Annotated in this window: 3 protein-coding genes and 4 pseudogenes; 3 read left to right on the top strand and 4 right to left on the bottom strand. The window is 57.8% G+C overall.

The annotated features are described in order from the left end of the window. Positions 1 to 871, bottom strand: a pseudogene (locus O7A70_RS33300) (IS256 family transposase); the annotation flags it as partial. Positions 872 to 933: 62 nt separating this feature from the next. Beyond that, positions 934 to 1190: pseudogene (locus O7A70_RS33295) on the bottom strand (IS110 family transposase); the annotation flags it as partial. A 788-nt stretch (positions 1191 to 1978) separates the two neighbouring features. Here O7A70_RS33295 and O7A70_RS33290 point away from each other — a divergent pair. Further along, a complete protein-coding gene (locus tag O7A70_RS33290; protein ID WP_337144122.1) occupies positions 1979 to 2695 on the top strand; it encodes a RolB family protein in 717 nt (238 codons plus the stop codon). Between the two features lie 1019 nt (positions 2696 to 3714). Continuing rightward, a pseudogene (locus O7A70_RS33285) lies at positions 3715 to 3864 on the top strand (cytochrome P450); the annotation flags it as partial. 410 nt (positions 3865 to 4274) lie between these two features. Here the strand turns inward: O7A70_RS33285 and O7A70_RS33280 are convergent. Beyond that, positions 4275 to 4481 (bottom strand): annotated as a pseudogene (locus O7A70_RS33280) (SAM-dependent methyltransferase); the annotation flags it as partial. A gap of 187 nt (positions 4482 to 4668) precedes the next feature. Then, complete coding sequence (locus O7A70_RS33275) at positions 4669 to 5118, bottom strand: hypothetical protein (RefSeq protein WP_337144121.1); 450 nt, start codon at positions 5116 to 5118, stop codon at positions 4669 to 4671. A gap of 343 nt (positions 5119 to 5461) precedes the next feature. Between O7A70_RS33275 and O7A70_RS33265 the strand changes: the two genes are divergently transcribed. Then, positions 5462 to 5797: hypothetical protein (locus O7A70_RS33265; RefSeq protein WP_337144120.1), on the top strand; the 336-nt coding region annotated here is incomplete at its 3' end.

Genomic DNA, 5797 nt, shown 5'->3' with positions numbered 1-5797 from the left:
CGCCTTCATGCCGGCCTCGGCGTCCTTGGCCCGGTAGATTGCCCTGAGCGCCGGCACGACGGCTTTACGATCCTTCCACGACACGAACTCGAGGGAATGGCGGATCAGGTGTACGATGCAGGTCTGCACGACCGTCTGTGGGAAGACTGCGTTGATGGCCTCGGGGAAGCCCTTCAGGCCATCGACGACGGCGATCAGGATGTCGCCGACGCCCCGGTTCTTCAGTTCGTTCATCACGCGCAGCCAGAACTTGGCGCCCTCGGTCTTGCTCGATCCAGATGCCGAGAATCTCCTTGGTGCCGTCGGCCAGGATGCCGAGCGCGATGTAAATGGCCTTGTTGCGGACAAAGCCTTCGTCCCTGATCTTCACCCGGATCGCGTCGAAGAAGACGAGCGGAAAGCAGGCGTCGAGCGGCCGGTTCTGCCATTCGGCCACCTCCTCCAGGACGGCATCGGTCACCGCCGAGATCAGGTCCGGCGACACGTCGATGCCGTAGAGCTCCTCCAGATGGCCGCGGATCTCGCGCACGCTCATGCCGCGCGCATACATGGAGATGATCTTCTCGTCGAACTCCGGGAAACGGCGCTGATACTTGGCGATCAGCTTCGGGTCGAACGTTCCCGCTCGATCGCGCGGGATCGCAAGCTGCATCTTCGACGTGCCCGTCAGAACTGTCTTCCGCGAATGGCCGTTGCGGCGGTTGGCACTGCCGTCGGCGCTTTCATCTTCGAGGTGCTCGTCAAGCTCGGCATTCAGTATCCGCTCCGAAAGCGCCTTCTTCAGATCGTCGAGCAAGCCGTCCTTGCCGAAAACCTCAGATGGATCGCGACCCGCAAGCAGTTGGTCCAGAAGTTCCTTCTCGATAGCCATGTGATGATTCTCTCCTTTCCATCATCATGGCCTCGCGCACAGAATTCCTGACAGTCCCCCCTGGCATGGGCGATCGCCTTCACCTGCATCGGGTTGGCGACAATCACCCGGCCGACATAGGGTGACAAAACCCGCACCACGCCATGGCGTTGCCCGTAGCCTCGACGACAACCTCATCCGTCCGTCGCAAACTATGGCCGAACCCTTCCAATCCCGAGCGGGTCATGTCGACCCGTCCATGATGGCGCAGCCGGCCGTCTTCCCGAACCACCACCTCCGCAAAGGTGCGGTGGATGTCCATTCCAATCACACGTCTCATCGGCTCCTTCTCCTCAACAGTCGGGAGCCGGCGGAAACGCGCCCCGCGCAAGTGGTTCGAGGCCAGGACACAGTTCGCCGTCGTCGTCGGCAAAAGGTTCGTCAGCCAATGACGACAACCGGCCTCCCGCACAAGATTCCTGACAGTCCCTGCAAAGCGCCGGCCGTCATCCAGCCCATGGGATCTTTTGCGAAATACGCTCACCGGTATTCCACGCCCCATCGCTTTATCCGCGAGCTACGTCGATGTGCGCATCGCCGACACATCGTCGAGATCTTCCACAAGGGTCAGCGGATCGCCAGCCCATTCGTTATAAGCCGAAGAAGGGCAGCAAGTACGTCAGGTATGCTTCATATGCATCAACCGACATACCAGTAAGCAAACGTACGAACGCCTTTATGCACGAACGAATAAACGTGACAAATCCATATATCCTGCCAGCCAGCAAGCCAAGCCAAGCCAAGCCAAGCCAAGCCAAGCCAAGCCAAGCCAAGCCAAGCCAAGCCAAGCCAAGCCAAGCCAGTGTCTCATTGGAGGAGCTGTGTCCCCGCTTATTCGGCAGCTGTGTCATGATAAGATCACGTGAATGGCCATACCGAGGTCGAAGGGGTGCCGTTTACCAACGGGATATTTTAATGAGGGCATCTAATACGGTCCAATGACCATCCATCGATGCAGCCTTGGGATTATCGATTGGCTTCTGTCACTGTCTATGATTCCGGTCCAATAAGGACGAACGAAGCATCACTGCCTGCAAGGGTCAATCAGTTTCCTATATAAACACTATAATGTCGTGGATCCATCACTCACAAACACAAATACCTTCCGCGCATCGCATTCTCAGCCTATCCGTTCCGCTTCATTCCTTAATTACCTCTTTCATTATGGTGCGCCCCAGGGTTGTTGGCAGAGAGATTGACGAAACAAATCCACGTCACCTGGAGCATTTACTCACGCGCGCGAGGAACCGCGAATATGGGAATTTCTGTAATCGTGTTCTGGACCGTCAATTTGAGTTCATTGCGGGCCTAACTACTTTTGTTGCTCCCGCAAAGCTCTGGTATGTCCAGGAGGGGCCGCTCATAGACGATCCGACCGACGGTATCCGGCCTGAACAGACCCTTGAGCCGATCTTTGAAGGGTCTGATTTCCTCTACCTCTACTTGCCGGCGGAGGTTGCGAGAGCATGCTGTCAACAGCAGAGTCTCGCTCCTATTCCTGCGCACCTACGCGTCGGTGGAGAATCCCTGCTGGCAATGGAACTCCCGCCGTACGATGGAAAAACTGCAAGTGAGATAGTAAGTATCTACCACGACCTCGGTTGTAGCGACGCTACCGTCGAAGACGTTGAATTTTTCGCGGCCGTTCCGCTCACCGGTTTGTTCGAAAGGCAGCGCAACCGCCCCTACCTACATCTTCGCAGCGGCCCGTTTGGGCGGTTTGACATACCGGTTGTCGGGCCTTCGATATTTGAGGAAGAGGAGAACGAGGAGGACGAGGATTAGCGGTGTTTCCGAGGATGCGGTGTCCGCCCCAATTTCCTCTTTTAGATATATAGACGGCTGTTCCGTCTTTTACAGCTTTTTGTCTAATTTGTCGCTTTGCACTTCACTTTTTCGGTTGTTATAGTCTATGTTGTCGCTTTCTTCAGTTTTTAATTACCTTGTGTCTGTACCTCTAACGCCTAGTGCGATATATAATAAAAAAGCCAGTTCTATTTGTGCTTAAGTTTTATTTTTATTTGTGCCCCTTATCAATTACGACACTTGATACTTCTAAGCAAGCACGTCTAGCTAATGACTGTTGCTAACATCTAATACCGTTGTAAAACAATTCTAAACGTTTGGGTGTATTGCAAGGTCAACTTCGTACTATTTTGTCTGTATCATGATATATCATGGTGTAAATTTTTATCTATCTTCTGCAAGGCTGAGGAAGGGCCATGGACATGGGTTGACCTCAGATGCAGACGATAGGTAAAAATTTACACCATGATATATCCTGCCACCGCCGCCGAGAAGGCGGTGGTGGCAGCGGCGGTCCACTGCTCACGAGCAAGTTGTGCATCGGGCTCAACGTCTACAATCGGAGCAGTGAGAGACTCTAATCGCGGCGGACTTACAATCCCGAAAACGTTGTGGTTGCGCCTTAGCGGGATTGCGCCCGTCGTTCCCAAGGAATTGTTCGCCAGGGCGCAATCCTCTCTGGCCGAGCGGCGAACAAGCATGACCCAAAAACGCTTCTCGACGGTTTGCGAAAATTGCTGGACGAGAGGGGCTATCTGTCGGAAGCGATTATCGAGGCGGCGCCAGGGCTCGCCAACATGAGCGCCTATAGAGGCCATTTCGGAACGATATTGGGAGCCCATCACGTCATTTCCTGCCCGCAGCGCCTGCCGGTCACCTTCCGCCCTTCCATCGGTACCGAATCCGGGGTGAATGCCGCACTCTCTTCGCACTGTTCGGCCGGCTGGAGTATCTGGCGTTGACCATCGCCGCGGAGGACGTCGTCTGAATGCCGCCTTACGCTTGGTTCGCCGGGGTGGCTGGTCCCGCACGAGGGGCGCGAGCATGAGCGGTTTTGCACGATCGTGGCGCCGGCCTTCAGCAACCGCAGGTTGAAACTGCTCGCGCAGCAGGTCGAGGCGACCGCCGCGCAGGTGTTCGAGACGCTGGGCATTCGTGTTGCCTACGGTCTCGTCGTAAGCGCCACGCCGCTCCCCTCGTGCGCGCATGAGGTGAATGTGCCAAGAATCCCCGCGATCGCGAGAGACGGAGGCCTGCATGGGAGCAGACGGCAAAATGGGCGTCCATTTGGACGTTTCAACAGCTGGCGGCGGTGACAAGGCCGCCCCGCAGAATGGGTCGAGGCCGAGTATCTCCTGCGCCGCCGCCGTCAGCCGGTCGAGGCCGCGCCGGAAGTCGACGGGACGGGTTGCCATGTAGATCTTCAGATCGGCACCCGGCACAATCATCGCCCACACCGCACGGATCACCTGCGCCAGCGCTCGACATAAACCGCCGTTCGGACCACCACGTCGTCGATCACAATCTCCTTCTTCGCTGGCGCGATGTGATGCGGATGAGCGGAGAGCCATTCGCGCACACAGCGCAGCGCGCATTCGGAGGCGGCGGCAAGCTCGTCGGGTGTCGCCGGCCCAATTTCCTTGAGGGTCTTGCACAGGCCGAGCGCGTCTCCAATCCGCACGAGCGGAACGCTGACTGCTCCTCCTACGTCGCTAAGGACGCGACCCACGAGCTCATTGAGTGTTGCATCGTCGAGTCTTGTCATGTCGTGTCGGGATTCCTCCTGGTTCGGTCGGCGTCCTGCCGCTCCGTCAGTGCATGGACCGCTGGCGTCTGGCCAACGTGAGGTCAGAACCTTGGGAACGCATCGAGAGCGAATTTCAGGAACCACTCGATGCACTGCGGGGACGAAGCTTCGCTGGACTTGAATACACGTGGCAGCAGTCCGCGTGTCACACCTCTTTGATGCGGCTCGCCCCCTCGCTGCTCTGCCAATCGCCGCGCACATCGATGTCCTCTTCGATCAACCCGAGCGCGTATAACTGATCGAGCAGGTCGGCGACGGCAAGTACGCTCGTCCCGTCTGTCTTAACTCGCATGAGCAGCTCCGAGGCTGTGCAGTTGCCGCATGCGATCAGATTGCCGACGGACATCGGAACGACGTCGTCGAGCACCCGGTGTTCCATGTTGCGTGAGCGGAGATTGAAGTACCCGTCCCCTGCTTTGTATTGCAGGTCTCTGCGGAAACGGATCGGAAGGTCGGGGGCTGGGCTCTCTAGCATGTGCTGATCCATCATGCTCTGCAGCCCCTCCTGGAACTCGTCGGGCGTCCTGAAGAAACGTTGACCCACGATGCGGTACCCGAGAGGCCAGCGTTCGCCACCCGGTACCGGCGTCACCAATTGTAAGCGCCCCTGCCGCATATTTACGAGGAAGCCGGAAACACAGGCGATCGTCGTGTGCTCACTGCCCGGCGAGGCGATTGCATCATCATTGTTGGTGACCCTGAGTTTCTCCTTCCGATCACGCGCGCGCCCGGTCAGAGCGCCGGCGGCGCGCGAGCTTGGCGAAGAAGCCCTCGATAGTATTAGCCATGAGCAGCAAGTCGGCACAAAATGGACGGTCCAGCGAGGATGCCTGGGCAGCTAAGCGCGTACTTAGTGCGCATCCCGTATCATCGCATGCCGAAGGGATCCCGGGAATCCCGCGGGTGCAGGGGGATTTAACGAACACAGCGAAGCGGTGATGAAGCAGGCCGATCCGTTGGATCACGCTTGTGTTGTAGATCCGACCCTTTGCCTCGCGATGGCGCGCAACGTAAGCCATCATCTTGCGCTCTACAGTTGTACGTCAGGGGTCGTAGCTCCGATCGCGGGAGCGCTTGCGGCTGTTGCGAGGGCGCTGCCGTTCATTGGCGGTGAGGTTTTCAGGTTCAAGCTCGATGCGGCACTGAGGTGGTCGGCGTTGCTGCCCACCACCGCGCTCACCCTGTTCGCCTTGCTCCGCATCGGGCCCCGGCTCACCTGCTGGACTGCCTCGGCCTTCGGGATGGGCGTGCGGCGGTTGATTGGCATGGGAGGC

Source organism: Mesorhizobium sp. Cs1299R1N1, assembly GCF_037179655.1.
Lineage (GTDB): Bacteria > Pseudomonadota > Alphaproteobacteria > Rhizobiales > Rhizobiaceae > Mesorhizobium > Mesorhizobium salmacidum.
Note: the sequence above shows the minus strand (reverse complement) of the source record. Positions and strands in the feature narration are given on the sequence as shown.

Coding starts and splice junctions, on each gene's coding strand:
- O7A70_RS33290 (WP_337144122.1), top strand. CDS start 1,979: ATGTCGTGGATCCATCACTCACAAACACAAATACCTTCCGCGCATCGC.